The 18,425-nt window shown below is 64.3% G+C and carries 17 protein-coding genes, 1 tRNA gene and 1 pseudogene; 10 read left to right on the plus strand and 9 right to left on the minus strand.

Going from position 1 to position 18,425, the window contains the following annotated elements:
* Positions 1–31: 31 nt before the first annotated feature.
* Positions 32–2,182 carry an NAD-dependent DNA ligase LigA gene (ligA, locus tag ASD45_RS03600; RefSeq protein WP_056910231.1) on the plus strand — a complete coding sequence of 717 codons (2,151 nt, stop codon included), beginning with the start codon at positions 32–34 and terminating at the stop codon, positions 2,180–2,182.
* Between the two features lie 39 nt (positions 2,183–2,221).
* On the opposite strand, the gene ASD45_RS03605 is transcribed toward ligA, so the two are convergent.
* The gene (locus ASD45_RS03605; RefSeq protein WP_056910232.1) at positions 2,222–4,042 is read right to left on the minus strand and encodes an aminopeptidase P family protein; all 1,821 of its coding nucleotides are present in this window, start codon (positions 4,040–4,042) and stop codon (positions 2,222–2,224) included.
* 341 nt (positions 4,043–4,383) lie between these two features.
* Between ASD45_RS03605 and ASD45_RS03610 the strand changes: the two genes are divergently transcribed.
* Positions 4,384–4,578: a hypothetical protein gene (locus ASD45_RS03610; RefSeq protein WP_056910233.1), complete on the plus strand. Its 195-nt coding sequence runs from the start codon at positions 4,384–4,386 to the stop codon at positions 4,576–4,578.
* A gap of 16 nt (positions 4,579–4,594) precedes the next feature.
* On the opposite strand, the gene ASD45_RS03615 is transcribed toward ASD45_RS03610, so the two are convergent.
* From ASD45_RS03615 to ASD45_RS03620, 3 genes are all read right to left on the minus strand, one after another.
* Positions 4,595–5,485, minus strand: a complete 891-nt coding sequence (locus tag ASD45_RS03615) for a 50S ribosomal protein L11 methyltransferase (protein ID WP_056910234.1) — start codon at positions 5,483–5,485, stop codon at positions 4,595–4,597.
* A 73-nt stretch (positions 5,486–5,558) separates the two neighbouring features.
* The gene (locus tag ASD45_RS23785; protein ID WP_156380698.1) at positions 5,559–5,708 is read right to left on the minus strand and encodes a hypothetical protein; all 150 of its coding nucleotides are present in this window, start codon (positions 5,706–5,708) and stop codon (positions 5,559–5,561) included.
* A 63-nt stretch (positions 5,709–5,771) separates the two neighbouring features.
* Positions 5,772–6,527 (minus strand): L,D-transpeptidase, encoded by a 756-nt coding sequence (locus ASD45_RS03620; protein WP_056910235.1) that lies wholly within the window; start codon positions 6,525–6,527, stop codon positions 5,772–5,774.
* A 325-nt stretch (positions 6,528–6,852) separates the two neighbouring features.
* Here ASD45_RS03620 and ASD45_RS03625 point away from each other — a divergent pair, with 325 nt between their 5' ends.
* Positions 6,853–7,035, plus strand: coding sequence for a hypothetical protein (locus tag ASD45_RS03625; protein ID WP_056910236.1), 183 nt, complete (start codon positions 6,853–6,855; stop codon positions 7,033–7,035).
* Positions 7,036–7,087: 52 nt separating this feature from the next.
* On the opposite strand, the gene ASD45_RS03630 is transcribed toward ASD45_RS03625, so the two are convergent.
* Positions 7,088–7,501, minus strand: coding sequence for a CAP domain-containing protein (locus ASD45_RS03630; protein WP_082540621.1), 414 nt, complete (start codon positions 7,499–7,501; stop codon positions 7,088–7,090).
* Entirely contained in the window at positions 7,485–7,892 is a 408-nt protein-coding gene (locus ASD45_RS03635) for a septal ring lytic transglycosylase RlpA family protein (protein ID WP_200949626.1), read from the minus strand. The genes ASD45_RS03630 and ASD45_RS03635 overlap by 17 nt, the downstream gene beginning before the upstream one ends.
* A 500-nt stretch (positions 7,893–8,392) precedes the next feature.
* Between ASD45_RS03635 and ASD45_RS03640 the strand changes: the two genes are divergently transcribed.
* From ASD45_RS03640 to ASD45_RS03655, 4 genes are all read left to right on the plus strand, one after another.
* On the plus strand, positions 8,393–8,881 hold the full coding sequence (locus ASD45_RS03640; RefSeq protein WP_056910238.1) for a helix-turn-helix domain-containing protein: 489 nt from the start codon (positions 8,393–8,395) through the stop codon (positions 8,879–8,881).
* 10 nt (positions 8,882–8,891) lie between these two features.
* Positions 8,892–9,001: transfer RNA gene (locus tag ASD45_RS03645), tRNA-OTHER, on the plus strand.
* Between the two features lie 16 nt (positions 9,002–9,017).
* Positions 9,018–9,872 carry a HEPN domain-containing protein gene (locus tag ASD45_RS03650; protein WP_056910239.1) on the plus strand — a complete coding sequence of 285 codons (855 nt, stop codon included), beginning with the start codon at positions 9,018–9,020 and terminating at the stop codon, positions 9,870–9,872.
* 19 nt (positions 9,873–9,891) lie between these two features.
* Positions 9,892–10,494 (plus strand): hypothetical protein, encoded by a 603-nt coding sequence (locus ASD45_RS03655; protein WP_156380699.1) that lies wholly within the window; start codon positions 9,892–9,894, stop codon positions 10,492–10,494.
* A gap of 3 nt (positions 10,495–10,497) precedes the next feature.
* On the opposite strand, the gene ASD45_RS23860 is transcribed toward ASD45_RS03655, so the two are convergent.
* From ASD45_RS23860 to ASD45_RS03665, 3 genes and pseudogenes are all read right to left on the minus strand, one after another.
* Positions 10,498–12,307: 3'-5' exonuclease (locus ASD45_RS23860; RefSeq protein WP_210168888.1), on the minus strand; the 1,810-nt coding region annotated here is incomplete at its 5' end.
* Position 12,308: 1 nt separating this feature from the next.
* Positions 12,309–13,198: pseudogene (locus ASD45_RS23865) on the minus strand (UvrD-helicase domain-containing protein); the annotation flags it as partial.
* Between the two features lie 118 nt (positions 13,199–13,316).
* Positions 13,317–13,817 (minus strand): thioesterase family protein, encoded by a 501-nt coding sequence (locus tag ASD45_RS03665; protein WP_056910241.1) that lies wholly within the window; start codon positions 13,815–13,817, stop codon positions 13,317–13,319.
* A gap of 1,545 nt (positions 13,818–15,362) precedes the next feature.
* Here ASD45_RS03665 and ASD45_RS03675 point away from each other — a divergent pair.
* The 3 genes from ASD45_RS03675 (at position 15,363) to ASD45_RS03685 (ending at position 18,225) form a co-directional block, all read left to right on the plus strand.
* The gene (locus ASD45_RS03675; RefSeq protein ID WP_056910243.1) at positions 15,363–16,412 is read left to right on the plus strand and encodes a TIGR01620 family protein; all 1,050 of its coding nucleotides are present in this window, start codon (positions 15,363–15,365) and stop codon (positions 16,410–16,412) included.
* 94 nt (positions 16,413–16,506) lie between these two features.
* Positions 16,507–16,710 carry a hypothetical protein gene (locus ASD45_RS03680; protein WP_056910244.1) on the plus strand — a complete coding sequence of 68 codons (204 nt, stop codon included), beginning with the start codon at positions 16,507–16,509 and terminating at the stop codon, positions 16,708–16,710.
* Between the two features lie 102 nt (positions 16,711–16,812).
* Positions 16,813–18,225 (plus strand): FAD-linked oxidase C-terminal domain-containing protein, encoded by a 1,413-nt coding sequence (locus ASD45_RS03685; RefSeq protein WP_056910245.1) that lies wholly within the window; start codon positions 16,813–16,815, stop codon positions 18,223–18,225.
* Positions 18,226–18,425 lie beyond the last annotated feature (200 nt).

The following is an 18,425-nucleotide window of genomic DNA, read 5'->3' on the forward strand; positions in this document are numbered from 1 at the left end:
GGCCGGGTAAGCCCGGCCATGACGGAATCGAATGGCCAAGAAATCGACCCAGGTCCGCACCGATAAAACCCCCATCGAACTGCTCACCAGGAAGCAGGCCGCTGCCGAGCATGCGCGGCTCGGGCAGGAGATCGCCGGCCACGACAAGCGCTACTACCAGCTCGACGCACCCACCGTGTCCGACGCCGAGTACGATGAGCTGCGCAAGCGCTACAACGCCATCGAGGCGCGCTTTCCCGAATTGCGTACGCTGGAATCGCTGTCTTTGAAGGTCGGCGCGGCGCCGGCGCGCGGCTTTGCCAAGATCAAGCACGCCGTACCGATGTTGTCACTCGACAACGCCTTTGCCGAAGAGGATGTCGTCGATTTCGTCGGCCGCATCCGCCGCTTCCTGAGGTTGTCCGAGGAAGAGCCGATCGCGTTTTCCGCCGAGCCGAAGATCGACGGTCTGTCGATGTCGCTGCGCTATGAGAACGGTGAGCTGGTCACCGCGGCGACGCGCGGCGACGGCCAGGAAGGCGAGGACGTCACGGCGAACATTCGCACGCTCAAGGACGTGCCGCACAAGCTCAAGGGCCGCAACATCCCGCAAGTCACGGAAGTGCGCGGCGAGGTCTATATGACCAAAGCCGACTTCCTCAAACTCAACGAGCGGCAAAAGGAAGCCGGCGCGCAGATCTTCGCCAATCCGCGCAACTCGGCGGCCGGTTCGCTGCGCCAGAAGGATCCATCGATCACCGCGTCGCGGCCGCTCGGCTTCTTCGCCTATGCCTGGGGCGAAATCAGCGACATGCCCGCCGACACTCAATCCGGCATGATCAAGTGGTTCGAGCATTGCGGTTTCAAGACCAACCCGCTCACCAAGCTTGTCCGTTCGGTCGAGGAACTGATCGCCTTCCACCGAAAGATTGGCGAACAGCGCGCCTCGCTCGATTACGATATCGACGGCGTCGTCTACAAGGTCGACCGCATCGACTGGCAGGAACGCCTTGGCTTCGTGTCGCGCACGCCGCGCTGGGCCATCGCACACAAATTCCCGGCGGAACAGGCGACCACGACGCTCATCGGCATCGACATCCAGGTCGGACGCACCGGCGCGCTGACGCCGGTCGGCAAGCTGGAGCCGGTCGGCGTCGGCGGCGTCATCGTCCAAAATGTGACGCTGCACAACGAGGACTACATCAAGGGTATCGGCGGCGATGGCGAGCCGCTGCGCGAGGGCCGCGATATCCGTATCGGCGACACCGTGATCATCCAGCGCGCCGGCGACGTCATTCCGCAGGTGGTCGACGTCGTGCTCGACAAGCGGCCGAAGAACGCCAAGCCCTACAAGTTTCCGACCGAGTGCCCGGTGTGCGGCAGCGAGGCGGTGCGCGAGCACGATGCCGAAACCGGACGGCTCGACGCCGTGCGCCGCTGCACCGGCGGCTTCATCTGCAAGGCGCAGGCGGTCGAACATCTCAAGCTGTTCGCGTCACGCCGCGCCTTCGACATCGACGGTCTCGGCGAAAAGCAGATCGAGCTATTCCACGAGAAGGGCTGGCTGAAGGAGCCGGCCGATATCTTTTCGCTGGAGCGAAAGCATCGCAAGGAACTTCTGGAGGAAGAGGGCTATGGCGAGACCTCGGTGCGTAATCTGTTCGCCGCCATCGACGCGCGCCGCGAGATCGCGCTCGACCGTGTCATCTATGCGCTCGGCATCCGTCATGTTGGCGAGACCACGGCGCTGTCGCTCGCGCGCGGCTACGGCTCGTGGCAGTCGTTTCACGATGCGGCCTTGAAGGTGGCCAAGGGCGATGCAGAAGCCATCGCCGACATGGATGCGCTGGATCAGATCGGCGATACCGTCATCGAGGCGGTGACCGACTACTTCAAGGAGAAGCGCAACCTCGCGGCCGTCGAGCGGCTGGTGAAGCAGATCAAGGTGCTCGACGCCGAGAAGCCGAAGACCGACTCCAAAGTCGCCGGCAAGACGGTGGTGTTCACCGGCTCGCTGGAGAAGTTCACCCGCGACGAAGCAAAAGCTACCGCCGAACGTCTCGGCGCCAAGGTGTCGGGTTCGGTGTCGAAGAAGACGGATTACGTCGTCGCCGGGCCGGGTGCCGGCTCCAAGCTTGCCGAAGCGCAGAAGCACGGCGTCACGGTGCTGAGCGAGGATGAGTGGCTGGCGTTGATATCTTGATGCGCGTTTCACCCTCCTTCCAGAGGAGGGTAAGTAAAATTACAGCGCCCGCGTCGCGCGCTCCAGCCAGCTCTGCGTCGCCGGGTCGATCAGCGGCATAATCGCTTCGCGGACGCGTGCGTGATAATTGTTCAGCCAGTGCAATTCCTGGCTCGTCAGCAGCCGCGGATCGACGAGGCGGCGATCGATCGGTGCGAACGACAAGGTCTCGAATGCATTGAGCGGCTTTTCGCCGCCATCGGGCGAAGCGGCCGCGATCACCAGCACCAGGTTCTCGATGCGGATGCCGTAGGCGCCGGTTTTGTAATAGCCGGGCTCGTTCGACAGGATCATGCCGGGCTTGAGCGGCGTGTGGCCGAGCTTGGAAATGCGCGCCGGGCCCTCATGCACCGAGAGATAGCTGCCGACGCCATGGCCGGTGCCGTGATCGAAATCGAGACCCGCCTGCCACAGCGCGACGCGCGCCAGCGGATCGAGCTGCGCGCCGGTGGTGCCAACCGGAAACACTGCTTCGGCGATGGCGATGTGGCCCTTGAGCACGCGGGTGAAGCGGTCGCGCATTTCGTCGGTCGGCGTGCCGTTGATCACGGTGCGCGTAATGTCGGTGGTGCCGTCCTCATATTGTGCGCCGGAATCGATGAGGAACATTTCGTCAGAACCGATGACGCGGTTCGACGCGGAGGTGACGCGATAATGCACGATGGCGCCATTCGGTCCGGCGCCGGAGATGGACGGGAATGACACATCCTTCAGGAGGCCGCTATCGCGTCGGAAGGATTCAAGCGCGGCCACGGCCTCGATCTCGGTGAGCTTGCCGGACGGCATTTCGTGGTCGAGCCAGCACAGGAAGCGTGTCATCGCCGCGCCGTCGCGCAGATGCGCGGCGCGCGTGCCGGCGATCTCGGCATTGTTCTTTACCGCCTTCATCAGCGTGATCGGATCGGCACCGCGCATCACCTTGCCGCCGTTCTCCGAGACGATACGGGTCAGGGCGTCGGCGGCGCTCGCCTGATCGAGCAGCACGGTCTTGTCCTTGTACGTCGCCAGGTCGCGCGCCAGGTCGCCGGTGGCGTGAACGTCGGCGACTTCCTCCAGCGCGTGGCGCACTTCGTTCGACAGCTTTTCCGGTTCGATATAGAGCCGAGGGCGGCCGTCGCGCGGGATCGCGGCGAAGCCGAGCGCCAGTGGTGTATGCGCGACGTCGGAGCCGCGGATGTTGAAAGTCCAGTCGACGTTCTGCGGGTCCGAAACGATCAGCGTGTCGGCGCGCAGCTTTTGCAGTTCGTCCGTGATGCGAGCGAGCTTGTCGGCGGCGGCCTCGCCGGCGAGCGCCAGCGGACGGAGGGTCACCCGCGAATGCGGCGGCGCCGGCCGGTCGGTCCACAAGGCGTCGATCGGATTGTCCTCGACCGGGACCAACGTTGCGCCGGCCTTGGCGCAGGCCCGCGCGAAGCGTTCGGCGCTGTCGCTGGTGTGCAGCCAGGGGTCGAAGCCGATCTTGTCACCGGCCTTGACGTTGCTCTCGAGCCACACCGCCGGCGGGTTGTCGACGAAATGTTCGATCGTGAACACCGTGGTGTCGGCCTGGGATTGGACCTGCAGCGTGTAGCGGCCGTCGACGAACAGCGCGGCGCGCTCGGTGAGTACGATCGCCGCCCCGGCCGACCCGGTAAACCCTGTCAGCCAGGCCAACCGCTCCTCGCTCGCCGGCAGGTATTCGTTCTGCTGGCGGTCGGCGCGCGGCACCAGGAAGCCGTCGAGGCCGCGGCGCTTGAGTTCGGCGCGGAGGGCGGCGACGCGGCGGCTGCCTTGGGCGCCGTCGGCGGCGTCGTCGAATGTCTGGAAACGGGCTTCGAACATGGCTGGCACTCTAATCGTCCTGAATGTACCGGCAACGCGGGACGCCCGTGCTGCCGGCAAATGATGCATAGCCCGGCCCGCGGGCGGCGGTGGGTGAAAGTTTTGCAACGCCGCGCCGCCTCTTTGCGCAAGCTTGATGCGTGCCGGACCGCTCGTGACTCACATTTGTGCATTGCACTAAAATTGACACGCCGATGCCTTAAATATTGACGCCAGGTAAGGGCTTAGTCACTGATTTGTCAGGGCTTCTATGCAATGTCGTACGGTGTTCGCAGGCGCAATGTAGCTTATATTGCATTGCAACAGCGCGATTCGAGACCGGATCGCCGATGGAGAGTGACATGGTTGCCCTGACTTACAGCGAAGCCCCGGCCGTATCCGCCAAGAAGAGTGCGGCTGCCAAGGCTGCTCCGGCCACCGACATTCCGACCACGCAGAAGGGCTTCTTCGCCCGCTTCCTCGACGCGATGATGGAAGCGCGCATGAAGCAGGCGCAGCGCGAGATCCGCCTTTACGGCCGCCACCTCGGCGAGTGATCGGCTTCGCGCCGCGTCAGCGGCGGAGGATGAGCGTCGTCCAGCCTTCGAGGTCGCGACGGCGCTCAAGGTGCAGGCCCTGCGCCGCATAGATCGACCGCGCCGCATTGGCGTGGCTCGGCAGCAGTCCTGACAGCACGACGCGGCCGCCCGGCGCCACCAGCCGGGCAATCGGCGCCGCCAGCCGCGTCAGCGGCCCCAGCAGAATATTCGCAAAAATCAGGTCGTAGGGCGCGCCCCGCAATATCCGCGGATCGCGCGTGCCCGGCGCATGGGCGAGCGACACGAGCGGCCCGACCCGGTTGAGCCGGGCATTGTCGCGCGCCGCGGCGACCGCGACCGGATCGATATCGCTCGCCAGCGGCCGCGTATGGAAGATCTTCGCAGCCGCGATCGCCAGCACGCCGCTGCCGGTGCCGATATCCAGCACGTGAAACCGCCGCTTCTTCTTGGCCAGCATATCGAGCGCCATCAGGCAGCCGCGCGTGGTGCCGTGATGGCCGGTGCCGAAGGCGAGCGCCGCCTCGATCTCGATATTGAGGTCGTTATTCTTGAGCCGCTGCCGGTCGTGAGAGCCGTGGACGACGAAACGGCCGGCCCGGACCGGTGTCAGCCCGGCGAGGCTTTCGGCCACCCAGTCGCGCGTCTCCACCGTCTCGATGATCAGCGCCGCCGCGGCGTCCTCGCCGGCCGCGCTGGCCACCAGCCGCCGCAGCTCCGCCTGATCCGGCAGATCGGCGAAATGCAGCGCCACCTGCCAGGACCCGTCGTCGGCCTCGAACGAGGCGCAGGCGACCTCGTCGCCGTCCAGCATCTCGTCGAGCAGATCGGCGATGCGCCGCGCCGCCGTTTTGTCGGCGCAGACCAGACGGGCAACGGTGGTGGAATCGCTCGCGGGCAGGTTCATGCGCGGACATTCGCGCGGCGGCCGGAACTTGGCAACGCCCCATCCTTCGGCTCTGCCGGACGAGGCGGTGCGCTCAGTGCCGCTTGAAGTACTGCACCGCGCGCTCGTGCTTCTCGGCCGCCTTGCGCGAGGTGAAGGTGCCGAGGTTGCGGCGCTTGCCGGTCGACGGGTTCTTCTTGCGCGAATACAACCGGTAGCGGCCGTCCGCGAGCTTGCGGATCATGACGGACCTCCCTCGCATGCATTGCCCAGACCGGGCAACGGCGCGGGCCGCCGGCCGTTCCGATCAGCGGCCGTCGTAGTAATAATAGCGCTGCGGTGGCGGCACTTCGTAGCCATAGGCGCGCGGCACCACGAAATAGCGCTGCTCGACCGGGCGCGGCGGCGCCTGGAACAGGCCGCGCGGCCGGTCATAGACATAGCCCGTGCCATCGGCGGTTTCGCGGTAGCCGCTGATGACGCGGCCGCGGCGCTGCGCCACCGGCGGCGCGATCTCGGTGCCGGCGAGGTCGTCGGTCGAATAGGTCCGGTCGAACTCGGCATTGCCGGCGCGCACGCGCGCCGGCACGGAGCGCCGCGCCACCGCGGGCGCCGCATCCGGCACGGTGCCGGTGAGCACGACGCGCGTGTTCGCCATCTTGTTCTGCTTGACCAGCGCCCACAGCGTCGCCGCATGCGCCACCGACAGCCGCACGCAGCCGTGCGAATGGGCGAGGCCGTCGATCTTGTGATTGGTGCCGTGGATGGCGTGGCCCTTCATGGTGAAGAACATCGAATAGGGCATCGGCGCGTCGTCCCACTCCTTGGAGAAGTGGTCCTTCTCCATGCGGAACGGCTTGAACTCGCCCGACGGCGTGTCGTAGCGCCCGGCGCCGGTCGATACCGGCCAGGTGTGCAGCACCGCGCCATCCTCGCTCACGGTCATGGTCTGCGTCGATTTGTCGACGGCAATGAGGAGCGCGGCCTGCGCCGGCGCGGCGAAGGCGGCCATGGCGCAGCCGGCGAGCAGCGCGGCGAGCCAGGTGGCGGAACGGATACGCATTGAACTTTGAACTCCCGAGCCCCTCGGATCCGAGGAGCGGTACGATGGAAAGGCAGCGCGGCGGCATTGTGGCGCGGTGGCGCCGGGGCGGCCGCCGCGGATCACTAACGCGCGAGGCTCGGTTTTCGCCAGCCGTCGCGGGCCTTTTTTGCCGCGCTATGGTAACCGCAGGCGGCGAGCGGGGAACCGAGCCGCGCGGGGCGGATTAGCTCGTCTCCATCCCTGCCGCCCAGCCATGAAATGCTCCCCAGCCGTGAACAGCCCAAGCGTCAAACCGTCCAAGCCATCAATCGCAGCCGTGGATCCTCCAAGTCGTGAAAAACCGATGACGCCGCCTTCCATCCCGACCCGCACCGATGCCGCCGTGACCTGCGGCTGCGGCGGCATTGCCCGCATCACCGCCGTGGCGCCGATCCCGGACCGCGACGAGCGCATGCGCCACACCTATCACTGCCCCGATTGCGGCAAGGATCTCGTGTTCGAGGTGATGAAGAAGGGCGTGGGGTAGGGGCGGCGAGGGCAGGCCTGCTGCCCCCGCACCGCGCGTTCTACAAGGCGGCTTAGTTACCCAGCTCGAGCACCCAGTAGCGCCGGCCGTTGTCGCCGCGCGCCGAGGCGATGCCGTACGACGTGATGCCCTTGAGCAGCATGTTGGCGCGATGCCCGGCCGAGCGCGCCCATTGCTTGATGGCGCAATCCTGATCCTCGCAGCCGAACGACACGTTCTCCGCCGCCATGCCGCTGACCAGCCGGCCGACGCGCTGCTTGAAGCCGTCGTGATCCAGCCGCTCGCGCTTCGCCAGGCTGTGCGCGTGCTCATAGGCCGCGCCGGCCAGCGCGGCCGAGTGCGACAGCGGCGGCAGTCTGTGCTGCGCGCGGAAGGAATTGACATCGAGCGCGAAGGCGGACGTCGTCGCGCATGTCAGCAAGGTTGCGGCGAGCAGCGCGCGGCGCATCTCAGCCGACGCAGACATATTGCGTGCCGCTCATGCCGAGCCGGCGCGCCGCGCCGCGCGCCAGATCGAGCCGCGCGCCCTTGGCGTAGGCGCTGCCCCACGGGCCGGTGTCGTTGATGCGCACGGTGAGCGTGCGGCCATTGTGCGGATTGGTGACGTTCAGGCTGGTGCCGAGCGCCCATGTCCGCGCCGCGGCGGTGTTGCCGTTGGCGTCGAAGCGCTCGCCGCTCGCGGTGCGTTTGCCGGTGTGATAATAGCTGGCGAGAATTTCCTGCCCGGCGCAGTTGCCGGTCGGTTTGACATAGCGGTGCACCGAGCCCCAGCCCGCGGCATTGGCCGCCGTTGCGGTGATCAGTACTCCGGCCGCCAGGCCCAGTCCCAGTCCCATTCCCATCGCCAGACGCTTCATCGGCACATCCTCTCGTTGCCCCCAACCTCCCCGGAGGGAAGAAGGAGGGCAAACGGGGCGGGAAGATGGCGGGGGCTTTAGATAATGACGGACGACCTCACGCCGTCATGGCCGGGCTTGTCCTGGCCATTCACGCCTTCTTGCGTCCTGTCGCGCGCACGACCATAGGCCGCGTCGAACTAATGTCTCGCAGTAGGACGGCGCCGGCAGTCTGTGTTCGGGCGGAAGGAATTGAGATCGAGGGCGAAGGAGCCAGGAAGAAAAACGGAGGGGCTTTGCGCAACAGCAAAATTTTGAGGGAGACATTGCCGTCCTCCCGGGAGAGACATAAGTGACCTTCCAAGGAAGTCACGGGTGTCCTACGAATAAACACGCATGTCATACAGCACATATTACGAGTAGCACACAGTATTATCCAAGGTAGGCCCTAGTCAGATCTGACCTCCCTTATCGGCGCAGCGGCACTTGTTCTTACTATTTTGAGAGAGCATATCCGAACCATGGCAAACGCACAGAAACCCCTAGACGCTTCGGCTAAAGTGATTGCCCTTCCGACGAAGGCAAAGTCGGGGAAGCGTGCAGAAGACAAATGGTCACCCCAAGTTCTAAAATTTGGGTACACCGCACTACCGAATTTATTGCTGCGGGCGCAGGCCAAACTGGGAATAACTCCGACCCAATTCAATGTTCTCGCACAGTTGGTCGAGCATTGGTGGGATGCAGACAAATATCCATTCCCCGCCAAGGACACCATTGCGCGTCGGATCGGTAAAAGTCCAAGGCAAGTCCAGCGTTACATCACGGAGTTGGAAACGGCCGGCTATGTGAAGCGGATCGAGCGTTTTTCGGGTCGAAAATCACAAATTAACAACGGGTATTCATTCGCCGGCTTGATTAAAAAGCTAAAGTCCATTGAGCCGGAGTTCACAAAGGCTGCCGACCTAAAAAGGCAGAAAGCAAAAAAACTAGAGACTGCGGCAGCCAGCTGAATTTTTTCACTGCGGCGTAGCTCAACTGGATAGAGCGCCTGCTTTCTACCGATTCTCATCCTCGACAAGGGAGAATTTAGGGGCAGGAGAATGTGGGTTCAAGTCCCGCCGCCGCGCCCAATAGGCAATCGTTCCAATGACAATGCTGAATGACGATCAGTTTGCAGAAAAACACAGCATAGTGAATGAGCTGTTCATTAATACTGCGGATGACAACTATATTGCGGCGCGCTGGTGCTTCCATGAGAATCTAAATGTCGATTTCTTCTGGCTGGCCGTCCACTGCCTCGAAAAGTATCTCAAGGCGGCGTTGCTCCTGAATGGACATTCATCAAGGTCATATCGTCACGATATTATAAGACTGTACGAGGCCGTGAAGCCCTTGGCGCCAGAGCTATTGCCCAAGACATTAGTCAAGCCGTCCGACATGCCCATTAACGTTTGGCGCCAGGAAACGGTCGAGCAATTCGTCAGGCGCCTTTATCGAGATGGGCAAGCTGACAATCGGTATCAGTTGTATGGCTATAGCAGGCAAGCCGAAGATCTTTGGAAATTGGACCAACTTGTTTTCAGTGTGCGACGGCTTTGTCAGCCTTTGGAATTGCATTTCTTTGACGAAAAGATCGTCGGTCTGCCCGACGAAACACGACGCCAAAGAATGTCAAAGGATCACCCATGCTCGTGGGTGTTGCGTGCGAGGTTGGAAGAAACAATCGAAGGCAAACGCGGCACATCTTTGCAGCATGCGGCTTTAAATTGGAATCGTCCGTTTGCTCCCGAAAACTATAAGCATACTGAAATGGAATATCGATCTTCTGTTCAAAATCCGGTCCTTGTCCGACGCATCTACGACCCATTGGCAGGAGGCGCAGAAAATCTTGCTGATGCGGACAGGCTTTGGGATTGGGTGAAATCAAGTATCCAGTTGCCAAAGGATTTGATCGACGAGATTGAGATCGAACGAGAGAATATGAAAAATAAATATTCATGAAACGGTGCGGGAGGTTTCAGTGCCGATAGCTAATGACGCCGAACTGGCTCTATCCGTTGCGCATGCAAGTCGACTTGTACAAGATATTCAAGACTACTGCGGAAAAGCGCCGCGCCCCGGGTCGCAGTTCAGTTTTCCGCGCGGTCTAATCGGCACAGCTGAAGAATACCGCCAAACTTGCCCGGGCTATCTAGACCAGCGGCAGCAATCGAGTTGTGCCTACGGCTTTATGTATCTTGACGTTATTTGGTGGCTACTAGCGCGAACCGATTTGTCCGGAATAGCGAAAGAGATGGTAATAAAATCGGCAATCATCACCCTTTCTTCAATTCTGGAGGCCCTACTCGAAATTTCGGCTGGTGGAATTTTTGCCTCTATAAAGGGCGTAAAGCCCAGGTTAGATAGGGCATGTGAGAACAAATGGATTTCTGAGCAGGAGCGGGATAGTCTTAAGCAGTTATGGGATCATCGCAACAACGTCCACATTCGTCTTCTTGATACGCACGAATTTAACAAGTATCGGCCTGAGCATTTTAATGTGCCTCGCCAGGCCTTTGGCGTCCTGATGCAGAATTTGAAGCGCTGGCACGAACGTCGCGAGAGTGGAGAAGCGTTGAAATAGCCCTCACGCCCTCTCCACAAAACTATCGACCACCCGCTTCTCGCCCGCCTTGTCGAACGCGATGGTCAGCTTGTTGCCGTCCACGGCGGTGACGTTGCCGTTGCCGAATTTCAGATGAAACACGCGGTCGCCGGGCTTGAAGCTTGAGGCCGGGCCGGACGATTTGGCGATCAGTTCGCCTTCGATGGTCAGCGGCGCGCGGGGTTTGGTGTCGCGGCGCGGCGCCGTCCTGGGCGCAGACTTGGACGCAGACTTGGGCGGCGCGACGTCATCGCCGTACTCGTCATCCTGATTGAACACGCCGTCCGGCACATAACGCGGCGCGCCGTTTTCCGAGAAGCCGCCGGCGCCGCGGCGGCCCTGCGCGCGCTGCCAGCCGGGCGTGGTATATTTCGAGCCGAAGGCGCCGGCCTCGTCGAAGCGCGACGGGCCGTAGCCCGACATGCCGAAGCCGCCGGTGCCGCCGGCTGCTTCCTTCACCTCGACATGCTCGGCCGGCAGCTCATCGAGAAAGCGCGACGGGATGTTGCTCTGCCACAGGCCATGCACGCGGCGGTTCGTGGCGAAATAGATCCGGGCGCGCTTGCGCGCGCGCGTGAGGCCGACATGGGCAAGGCGGCGTTCTTCCTCGAGCCCGGCCTTGCCCTGTTCGTCGAGCGAGCGCTGATGCGGAAACAGGCCTTCCTCCCAGCCGGGCAGGAACACGGTGTCGAACTCCAGGCCCTTGGCGGAATGCAGGGTCATGATGCTGACCTTCTGCTCGCTGTCGCCCTCGGCCGTGTCCATCACCAGCGAGATGTGCTCGAGGAAGCCGGCGAGGTTCTCGAACTCCTCCATCGAGCGCACGAGTTCTTTCAGGTTTTCGAGACGGCCGGCGGCGTCGGCGGAACGATCCTTCTGCCACATCTCGGTGTAGCCCGACTCGTCGAGCACGATCTCGGCCAGTTCAGTGTGCGGCAGCGTATCCTTCTGCTTGCGCCAGCGCGCGAACGAGTCCATCAGCGCGCGCAGCGCGTTGCGCGGCTTCGGCTTCATCTCGTCGGTGGACGCCATGATGGCGGCGGCTTCGGCCAGCGGAATGCGTTGCTTGCGCGCGTAGTCGTGCAGCATCTGCAGGGCGGCGTCGCCGAGGCCGCGCTTGGGCGTATTGACGATGCGCTCGAAGGCGAGATCGTCGGCCGGCTGGGCGATGACGCGCAGATAGGCGAGGGCATCGCGGATTTCGGCGCGCTCGTAGAACCGCGGGCCGCCGATGACGCGATAGGGCAGGCCGAGCTGGATGAAGCGCTCTTCGAACTCGCGCATCTGGAACGAGGCGCGCACCAGGATGGCGATCTCGTCGAGCGGATGATCCTCGCCGCGGTCGCGGGCGTCGCGCTGCATCTGCTCGATCTCTTCGCCGATCGAGCGGGCCTCTTCCTCCGAGTCCCAGGCGCCGGTGACTTCGACCTTCTCGCCGTCGACGTCCTCGGTGTGCAGCGTCTTGCCGAGGCGGCCTTCGTTGTGCGCGATCAGGGTCGAAGCGGCGGCGAGGATGTGACCGGTCGAGCGGTAATTGCGTTCGAGGCGGATGACCTTGGCGCCGGGGAAGTCGTGATCGAAGCGCAGGATGTTGTCGACCTCGGCGCCGCGCCAGCCATAGATCGACTGGTCGTCGTCGCCGACGCAGCAGATGTTTTTCTGCGCGGGCGGCGCGGCGGTCTGCTCCCTCTCCTCGTCCTTCACGGGGAGAGGGTCGGGGTGAGGGGCAGCTTTGCTTTCATCCGGCGCGTCCCAAGTATCTTCAAGCGACAGCCCCCCCCCCCCCCCCCCCNTCAAGCGACAGCCCCTCACCCGCCTCGCCGCTGCGCGGCTCGGCACCCTCTCCCCGCAAGCGGGGCGAGGGAAGAGAAGTCGGCATCTGCGCCAGCAATCTGAGCCACAGATACTGCGCGACGTTGGTGTCCTGATATTCGTCGACGAGGATGAAGCGGAAGCGCTGTTGATATTGTTTGAGCACATCCGGGTTCTCGCGGAACAGGCGGATGCATTCGAGCAGCAGGTCGCCGAAGTCGGCGGCATTCAGCGTCTTCAGCCGCTCCTGATAGGCGGCATAGAGTTTCTTGCCCTTGCCGTTGGCGAAGGATGCGGCTTCGCCGGCCGGCACCTGCTCGGGCGTGAGGCCGCGATTTTTCCAGCCGTCGAGCATCATGGCGAAGACGCGCGCCGGCCAGCGCTTCTCGTCGATCTTCTCGGCCTCGATGAGCTGCTTGATCAGGCGGATCTGGTCGTCGGTGCCGAGGATGGTGAAGTCGCTGCGCAGGCCGACCATCTCGGCGTGACGCCGCAAGATCTTCACACCGATGGCGTGGAAGGTGCCGAGCCACGGCATGCCCTCGACGATGTCGCCGACCATGTGGCCGACGCGCTCCTTCATCTCGCGCGCCGCCTTGTTGGTGAAGGTGACGGCGAGGATCTGGCTCGGATGGGCGCGGCCGAGATTGAGGATGTGAGCGATGCGCGTGGTGAGCACGCGCGTCTTGCCGGTGCCGGCGCCGGCCAGCACCAGTACGGGCCCGTCGAGCGTCTCCACCGCCTCGCGCTGCTCGGGATTGAGCGCGGCGAGATACGGCACCTCGCGCTTGGCCTGGGCGCGCGCGGCGATGCCGCCGGCGGCAGGGCGTGCCGGCGCGGGCGCGGGTTCGAAGCGTTTGGGTTCGGCCATGGGGAATTCGATTCCTTCAAGGCCAAGATGGCACTCAGGGGCCGCAATTTCGAGGGCAGGCGGGCAAATTTACCGGCGGTTTCAGGCCGGAAATCAGCGGTTTAGGCGTGCTTGTGGATTATTTCGGCGCCGGCATCGCAATTCGCCGGCCGACGGCGGCCGGCATCTGCAGGGCGGCGTGGGCGCGGCGCACGCTCTCCAGCGCCGCCATGACCGCGGGCGGGAACGGCGCCACCTTCTTGGCCGTCATGTCGACATGCACGGTCATGGTCTCGCAGGTCGCCGAAACCCAGCCCTCCTCGGCATGCAGCAGTTCCTCGTAGACGTGGAAGCGCTTGGCGTCGAAGCCGATGAGCTGCGCGCTGATCCGCAGCGGCGTGCCTTGATGCACCTCGCGCAGGTAGCGCACATGGCTCTCGACCACCATGGTCGAATGCTGCGTTGCCTTGAGGTAGTCCGGACCGAGCCCGATCGGCAGGTAGAACTCGTCGATCGCGCGGTCGAACAGCACATTATAATAGGCGACGTTGAGGTGGCCGTTGTAGTCGATCCAGGCCGGCTCGATCGTCATCACCGATGACAGGAACGGTGCCGCGATCGGCGGTATCGGGTCGGACATCGGGCCTCCTGCCACGCAAAACGATCCCTATCTATAATAGAGTGTGCGGCACATCCACCCTGGGGCGCCGCGTCAAGAATTTGGGGCGACATGGCCAGAATTCCGATTGTCGGCGATATTCCAGGTTTGCGCGATCTGCCGGACTGGCTCGGCGACGCAGCCAATCTCACCGAACTGGCGAAGGGCTCGACGGTGTGGCTCNGCCGTCACGGGGCTCTCCCGTGCCGGCAAGACGGTGTTCATCACCTCGCTCGTCCACAATCTCCTGAGCGCCTTGCACAACCCGAACCACATGCCGCTCCTCAAAGCGGTCGGCGAGGGCCGCCTGCTGGCGGCGCAACTCGAGGCAGCCCGCGCGCGCACGCTGCCGCGCTTTCCCTATGCCGCCAATATCGAGGCGATGGCCGGCACGCCCGCCGTGTGGCCGGAGCCGACCGCCGACATCTCGGAGATCGGCGTCGATATCCGTTTCGCGCCGACCGGCTTCATCGGCCGGGCGCTCGGCCAGATCAGCGGTCATGCCGCGACGCTGAAACTGCGCATCGTCGATTATCCGGGCGAATGGCTGCTCGACCTGCCGCTGCTGTCGCAGAGCTATGCCGAATGGTCGCGCACGACGCTGGCGTTGTGGAAGCGCGGCCTGCGCGCCGAGCTGGGCCGCGATTACTTCACCTTTATCGCCGAGCATCCGGCGACCGAGACGGCCAGCGAAGCGGTGGCCAAGGAGGCGCACGATCTCTATCGCGCACTGCTCGTCACCGCGCGCGACAGGCATGGTCTCAGTTATCTGCAACCGGGCCGCTTCGTGCGGCCGGGCGTGCTGGCCGATGCGCCTTATCTGTGGTTCGCGCCGCTCGAAGCGCCGGAAGGCACCGACCGGTTTGCGTCCGGTTCGCTCGGCGCGCTGATGGCCGAGCGCTACGAGGTCTACAAACGCGAAGTCGTCGAGAAATTCTACGACAGCTATTTCCGCAATTATGCGCGGCAGATCGTGCTGGTCGATGTCCTCGGCGCGCTGCTGGCCGGCCGCGAGGCCTTCGAGGATACGCGGCTCGCCACCGAGGCGATCCTGCAAAGCTTCCGCTACGGCCAGCACAATATCCTGACGCGGCTGATCGGCGCCTCGCGCGTCGAGAAGGTGCTGTTCGCCGCGACCAAGGCCGATCACATTCCGGACAGCCAGCGCGAGCACATGAGCGCGCTGCTGCGCCACATGGCGGCGCTGCCGGTGCTGTCGGCGCGCGGCCGCGACGCCGATATCGACGTGATGTCGATCGCGTCGGTGGCTTCGACGGTTGAAGCGACGCAGCAGATCGACGGCCGCGAGGTCGAGGTCGTGGTGGGCCGCAAGGTTGGCGCCGCGAAGCAGGCGAAATTTCTGAGCGGCACCGTGCCGGTGCGGCCGCCGCGGCCCGATCAATGGGGCGCGCCTTTTCTCGAGGTGCCGGTGTTCGAGCCGCCATTGATCGACCCCGCGCCGGTCGATGGCATTCCGCACATCAATCTCGATTCGGCGCTCGATTATCTCATCGGAGACCGGCTGCAATGAGCGACGCACGCGAGCCGCAAGGCGGTCCTCAGGGCCGACCCTTCGTCATTGAAGAAGACGTCCTCGAGGCGGCATCGGCGCGGCCGTCGTCGCCGATGGTGTTCGCCACCGAGGAGACCGAGCGCGTGGTGCCACGCGAGCGCGCCGTGGTCGCGCCCCCTGCGCCGGCGCCGCGCAAGCGCGACGGCTGGAAGCGCGTCGGGTTCTGGGCGATCGGTGCCGCGATCGCCGGCTGGATCGGCGTTGACGCCTGGCAATGGATTTCGGACGCATTCGCGCGCGGCACGACGCAGGGCTGGGTGGCGACCGGGGTCGTCGGCATCGGCGTCGCCGGTGCGCTGCTGATCATCGGCCGCGAGTTGCGCAGCTTCTGGCGGCTGACCAGCGTCGAGGACAACCAGCGCCGGCTTACCAACAAGGCGTTGCGTCCGGCGGAGATGCGCGACGCGATCCGCGACGTGCTGGCCATCGTACCGAAAGACCGCGAGGTTGAAGCGGCGATCCAGAGCTATCAGCGCCAGTTGCAGCAGCATCACACGCCGGCGCAGCAGCTCGAGATGTTGTCACGCACGGTGATGGCGCCGCTCGATCGCCGCGCCGAAGCGGTGATCCGCCGCTCGACCGCGGGTGGCTTCGGCATCACCGCGGTGTCGCCGACGGCGTTCACCGACGTCGTGTTCTTCGTCGCCATGGCGGTGCGCATGGTGCGCGGCGTGGCTTCGGTCTACGGTCATCGGCCGACCGCGGCGGCCACGATTCATCTGCTGCGCCGGCTGACCATGGAAGCGGGCCGCCTCGGCGCTGTCGATCTTGCCGGCATGACGCTGACCCAGCATCTCGGCGGCGCTATCGCAGAGCGCATCGCCGCGGGAACCGCGGAGTCGATGTATGCCGGCCAGCGCATGGCCCGGATCGGCCTCATCACCATGGGCATGTGCCGGCCGGTGCCGTTCGAGGCCCAGGAGATGCCAGGGCTGTTTTCGTCGCTGATCGGGAACCTGTTCGGCCGCAAACCGGCGGCCGACCGATCGACGGGCGAAAAGTAATCCACAGCGGGACGCCCGCGTTAACCAATTCTTAACTAAGTCGGCTCCCCGCCGACCCGCTCGGCTATCCTCGCCTTGTTCAGGAGTGGCCAGGATGACGAGCCAGGTTGCGGCGGTCAAAAACGCGTTCCAGCAGATCGTTTCCCGCGATTTCAGCGTCGCGCGGTCGGTCTTGCGCGTGGGCGCCAAGGGCGCCTTCCTCGTCATGCTGGCGCTGATGATTGTGGCTTATGCCGTTTCGGTCAGCCAAAGCGCGCCGCCGCCGCCCGAGCCGCTGCCCGATTTCATCTATTCCTGACCGATTCCGCGGCGCGGCGGCCTCGCCGCCCCCAACCCTTGACGGCTGTGCCACGCCCGGACAGGTTGCGGCTGATGTCCGCCATCCAGCCGGGGCGTTGCCGTGACCGTCGATACCGTTGCCGAACAATCCAGTCCGACCCGTTTTTCCGCCGCCATCGCCGATCTGACGGCCGCTTTCGGCAACCGCGTCGTCACCTCGCGGGCGGTGCGTGAACAGCACGGCAATACCGTGACCTGGATCGCCAATCAGGCGCCGGACGCCGTGATCTATCCGCAATCGACGGAAGACGTGCAGCAGGTGGTGCGCATCTGCGCGAAACACAAAATGCCGATCATTCCGTTCGGCACCGGCTCGTCGCTCGAAGGTCACGTCAATGCGCCGCATGGCGGCGTCTCGATCGACTTCCGTGACATGAACAAGCTGCTCACGGTGCATGCCGAGGATCTCGATTGCGTCGTGCAGGCCGGCATCACCCGCAAGGAGCTCAACGAACAATTGCGCGACAGCGGGCTCTTCTTTCCGATCGATCCCGGCGCCAACGCCTCGCTCGGCGGCATGGCTTCTACACGCGCCTCCGGCACCAATGCGGTGCGCTACGGCACGATGAAGGACAACGTCCTGACCATGAAGGTCGTGCTGGCGAATGGCGAGGTGATCGACACCGCGCGCCGCGCCAAGAAGACCTCGGCCGGTTACGATCTGACGCGCCTGATGGTCGGCTCCGAAGGCACGCTCGGCATCATCACCGAACTGACGTTGAAACTCTCCGGCATTCCGGAAGCGATTTCCGGCGGGCGCTGCCCGTTCCCTTCGGTGGAAGCCGCGTGCAACGCCACCATCATGACCATCCAGAGCGGCATCCCGGTGGCGCGCATTGAACTGCTCGACGCCATGCAAGTGCGTGCGCTCAACCTCGGCTCCCAGATGGGCCTGCCGGAAACGACCTTGCTGCTGATGGAATTCCACGGCACCGAGGCCTCGGTGAAAGAACAGTCGGAGCGCTTCGGCGAGATCGCCGCCGAGTTCGGCGGTGGACCGTTCGTCTGGACGGCGCAGGCCGAGGAGCGCACCAAATTGTGGGAGGCGCGGCACAACGCGGCCTTTTCCAACTTCCAGCTTCGGCCGGGCGCGGCCATGGTCGCGACCGACGTTTGCGTGCCGATCTCGCGACTGGCCGAATGCGTGACCTTGACGCAGGCCGATATCGAGGAGAGCCGTATCATCGCGCCGATCGTCGGCCACGTCGGCGACGGCAATTTTCATCTCACCATGCTCGTCGATCTCAACGATCCGGATGAGGTCAAGCGGGCCGAGGCCCTTTCCGAGCGCCTGGTCAAGCGGGCGCTGTCGATGGATGGAACCGCGACCGGCGAGCACGGCGTCGGCCAGGGCAAGATGAAGTACATGGAAGCCGAGCACGGCGCCGCCGCCGTCGCGGCGATGCGCGCCATCAAGCAGGCGCTCGATCCGCTGAACATCCTCAATCCCGGCAAGATGCTGCCGGCGGGGTAAGCGTCGTCCCAGGCGTTGGCCCGATCCGCCTCATCCTGAGGAGTGCGCACTTCGTGCGCTCCTCAGGATGAGGCCGATCGAGGTCCGAACTCCGTTTGCCTCCCGACATAGATTTGCCAACGGAAACCGCGAATAATGCCGTATATTGAGGGGCGGTAAGGCGCGCCGGCCGGGGGGGCTGGCGTGCCGCGGGAGACGGC

Origin of the sequence: Pseudolabrys sp. Root1462 (assembly GCF_001426945.1) — a bacterium.
GTDB lineage: Bacteria > Pseudomonadota > Alphaproteobacteria > Rhizobiales > Xanthobacteraceae > Pseudolabrys.